This window comes from Laedolimicola ammoniilytica (assembly GCF_025567165.1).
GTDB classification, from domain to species: domain Bacteria; phylum Bacillota; class Clostridia; order Lachnospirales; family Lachnospiraceae; genus Laedolimicola; species Laedolimicola ammoniilytica.
Window position 1 is genome coordinate 1 of the sequence record NZ_JAOQKC010000041.1, and the last position, 3,929, is coordinate 3,929.

Consider the following 3,929-nt stretch of genomic DNA (forward strand, 5'->3'; position numbering starts at 1 on the left):
TTCCGTCCGGCCACATCCGTTCATAAGGGATACTGTCCTGCGCAGATTTTCCTTTTTTGTCCGTGCGGTTAGCGCGGGCAATGGCCGCTTCGATCTGCTTCTTATCGGCGCGAGACAGCTTTTTCTTTGTCTTTACCGGCTGCACAGTTTTTTCCTCGGTTTTTCCGAACATCCGATGCAGCCATTTTTTTATTGCGGTGAACAATGTCATACACCTCCTTATCGAGCATTTCCTGCCGCTTTAATACGGCATAAAAGTTGTTGGTCTGGTAAGGTCGCTGCTTGGGACGGATCACAGCTACTTTGAGAATGTTGCCCACGATCTTTTCCAGGGGCTGTCCATGCTTTTCGTACATAGCCAGCATAAAGAAGGGCAGCATAACCAGCATCATACACATAGCCGCTACACTGTTTCCGGTAGGTTTTCTGAGCAAAAAGAAAAGCGGTACGCCAATAAGCGCTCCGCCCGTAAAGCAGATAAGCTGCCTCTTGGTCAGATTGAACATGACCTTTGTTTTGACTTTTGTTAAGTCCTTGGGTACGGGTACATAAGCCAATGTGGAAACCTCCTTCCGTTTTAGTGCGCCTGAAAGACTGATTTGGCGAGACTGCCGGTTTTGAACAGCGTAAAACATAGCAGTACAGTGTAGCCCACGCAGCTCCAGATTGCCATGATGATGTCATCTTCCATAGCGATGTTCTGCACCAGCACAGCATAAATTGCCACGCAGACGATAATGAGAAACGCCTGAAAGCCCAGTGCCAGCAGGGATCGGAGGTAATTCTGTCCCATACCGCCCCATTCTTTGCCCATCATTGCAGCCATTGGAACGGGAGCCACCGAAGTTACAAGTAGGGTAAGAACCCGGCGCCTTGCCATATTGCTATGGTAGGTTTCCGAGAACTCCCCTCCGAACCGGACTTACACCTCTCAGCGTATCCGGCTCTCCAGATGTCAGTCTAATTTCCCAGCGTGTAACTTATCGTGACAGTAGACGCAGAGTGCCATTGTCTTGCGCTTACGCCCAATCATGGCGATTTCCCATTGTTTTCTGCCACTTAAATCTTTGAGTTTTCGTACATGGTGTATTTCAAGCGGCACATTTTCTGCGCCGCACCACTCGCATTGGTTCGCTTGCAGTCTTTTAATCAGGCTGTTGCGTCCATAATTCTCAACGGCTCGTGCTACTATATCGGGATTTCCGCTTTCTACTTTGGTATTCCGGCGGAAACCGTCATTGTAGAACAGCACTTTTCCCACCTTGCCGTTTTTCTTCGGATACTCCACAACAAAATCTTTCCCTTGACGGTACTTGCGGATAATTCTGCTGATTCGTGTCCGATATTTTCCAGCAAAGGTTTTGAGCATACTGTATCTCATTACATAGTAGAAGTTATTGAGTACAGACACGTTGTTTGCAAGTCGGTAGTAGTTATACAATCCACGGATTTCTGCGTTGTATTGGTTTAGGATTTCCAAATCGTCCAAGTGCAACAGGCGAGTGCGCCGGACAGGTTCCCAAACCTCTTTGTTTCCATTTTGTTTGTCGTATTTAATCTTGAGGGCATTGTAGGAGAACAGTCGTTTTACCCACTTATCATGGGGAACATAAAGTAAGACTTTTCCATTGTTTACCCGTCTGGTAGCCCCGGTTTTGGTCTTTTTGTTGTGTTCGCCTTTGGCGATTGTGACCTCATATCCCAAGAACTTCGCAGCGTCGTGTCCATGAGTAATCAATGTCTTTTCCTCGGACATTTCCAGATGGAGTTTGTCCCGGATAAAGCAGCCTACATCTTGTTTAATCTGTTCTGCGTCCTCTTTGCTGCCGATAACTCCAATTAAGAAATCATCGGCATATCGGATATAGCAAATCCGTTTATAGCTATCGTCCATCTGGTCGCTATACGGCATAGATTTCAGACTACGCCGCAGTTCCCGGATTTCTGCAATTAAGCCCTCTTTTTCTTCCTCGCTCATTTTAGAGAGATTTCTTTTAAGCCTTTGTTCTTTCCCCCGGCAGACATCCAGCTTCTTCTTGAACGCAGGATTGATTTTACGGCGGTTTCCGCAGTTGAATTTCTCTGCATACTCTGCCATATAGCTATCCAGTTCGTTCATGTAGATGTTTGCAAGGATAGGGCTGATGATGGAGCCTTGCGGAGTGCCGGAATAAGTATTGTGATAATTCCAATCCTCCATATATCCAGCTTTCAAGAACTTCCAGAGCAGACCGATGAAATGTTCATCTGCAATCCGCTTTCGCAAAATAGCAATCAACACATGATGGTCTACGTTGTCAAAACAGCCCTTTATATCTCCCTCAACGAACCACTTTGTCCCCGTAAAATATTTCTGCACATATTTGAGTGCCGTATGACAGCTTCTGTTTATACGGAAACCGTGGGAATAGTCGCTAAAGGTTGGCTCATAAATACTCTCTAAGATGAGCCGCACCACCTCCTGTATCAGTTTATCGTCGAATGACGGTATCCCCAGAGGACGCATTTTCCCATTGGATTTCGGGATATACGTTCTCCTTGCCGGGTTAGGCTGATAACTAAAATCCCGCATCTTTTCAATGAGGGCGTTTATCCTTGCCATTCCCATTCCGTCAATGGTTTTGCCGTCTGTTCCGGCTGTCATGTTGCCTGGTTTCGCCTGTATCCGCTGATATGCCAGCAGATAGAATTGTGGATTGTACAGGTTGCGGTATAACCGCTCGTACTTGTAACTCTTGTTACACGCCTTGGATTTTAGGCTTTCCAACACATTTTCAGGACTTCTCATAATGCCTCACGCACCTTTCCTTTTTATGAATTGGTTGACATCCTGCCTCCCTTCGCCATGTAGACGGCTTTCCCGCCCTCGGACTACTACGGAGGCTCCGTTGCCATGCCGGATATTCAGCGTCATCTTTCTTGGGTTTTTACCCCTTGAAATTTATCGCCTTGCGGCATTACGCATAGCCGGATAGTTCCGGCGTTCCGGTTTAGGCAATCTCCAGTTAGACACTTTGGGAAAAGCGTATTGTGATGTCGGTAGTGGGTTTTCGTCCTTTTCCGCTTACTGCGGCTGGCTGTCATAAGTATCGTGCGGTCTGTGTTTACCTGTCACATTCCGCTATGACATACGGCGAATACAACCATCCTGCGCCGTCGGGTCGAGTATCCCGCCTCGGACTGCCCTTAAAGCAGTTTAGCCTTGCTCCTCATTCACAATGTTGCGTCTTGCCGCTCAGTCGTGGGTAGATGGTTTTCCCAACTTGCGATTTTTCCGATACGCTATTGTCCCCCTTGTGGTTTCCCTCCGAGGTAAATCGGATGACGCTAAAGTGACGCTTTTCACGTCTTTGATACTTTTCTTTACCGGCTTGCTAAAGCCGGGTTCCCAAAATGCCCGCACACCGCCTTTGGATGAAAAGCGGCGCTTCTGGACGCGCGGTAGATCTCGATCATACGGCCATAAATAACGATAAAGATACAGATATACAACGCCCACATGGTAATGCCAATAAAGAGGGATTGGAACCACAGTCCGAACAGCGGTCCCAAATCCATTTCCATCAGCCTCGGTTCCAGATCGGTCATAACTGAGGAAATGTCAATGGACGCATCCGAATTGATAATCCCTGCCGCCTGCGCCACCACGCTCTGCGCCATATCAAAGACGCCCATCACGATATTCCATGTGTTTGTGACAATGAGGATGGCGGCAGCTGATTTGAACACCCACTTGAAAATCATCCAGGTATCCACATCATGCAGGTTGTTCTTGTCTGCAATCATCTGGATCAGGTCTACGGTCATCACGATAGCCAAGATCACACCTGCAATCGGCACCATGATGGAGTTGGACAGATTCTCAATCATATTGAAAATACTGCCATTCCATCCCTGTGGGGTCTGGCCTACCTGTACGGATATATCCG

General features: G+C 47.4%; 2 protein-coding genes and 2 pseudogenes. All 4 read right to left on the bottom strand.

The annotated features are described in order from the left end of the window. Nucleotides 1-101: 101 nt before the first annotated feature. Nucleotides 102-557 (bottom strand): PrgI family protein, encoded by a 456-nt coding sequence (locus OCV63_RS16990; protein ID WP_117920647.1) that lies wholly within the window; start codon nucleotides 555-557, stop codon nucleotides 102-104. Between the two features lie 20 nt (nucleotides 558-577). Next, nucleotides 578-856: pseudogene (locus tag OCV63_RS16995) on the bottom strand (VirB6/TrbL-like conjugal transfer protein, CD1112 family); the annotation flags it as partial. A 99-nt stretch (nucleotides 857-955) separates the two neighbouring features. Continuing rightward, nucleotides 956-2,788, bottom strand: coding sequence for a reverse transcriptase/maturase family protein (locus OCV63_RS17000; RefSeq protein ID WP_042958109.1), 1,833 nt, complete (start codon nucleotides 2,786-2,788; stop codon nucleotides 956-958). Between the two features lie 608 nt (nucleotides 2,789-3,396). Then, nucleotides 3,397-3,929, bottom strand: a pseudogene (locus tag OCV63_RS17005) (VirB6/TrbL-like conjugal transfer protein, CD1112 family); the annotation flags it as partial.

What these genes read in the sequence shown, in the direction of transcription:
- OCV63_RS17000 (WP_042958109.1), bottom strand. Translation starts at nt 2,788, where the DNA reads ATGAGAAGTCCTGAAAATGTGTTGGAAAGCCTAAAATCCAAGGCGTGT.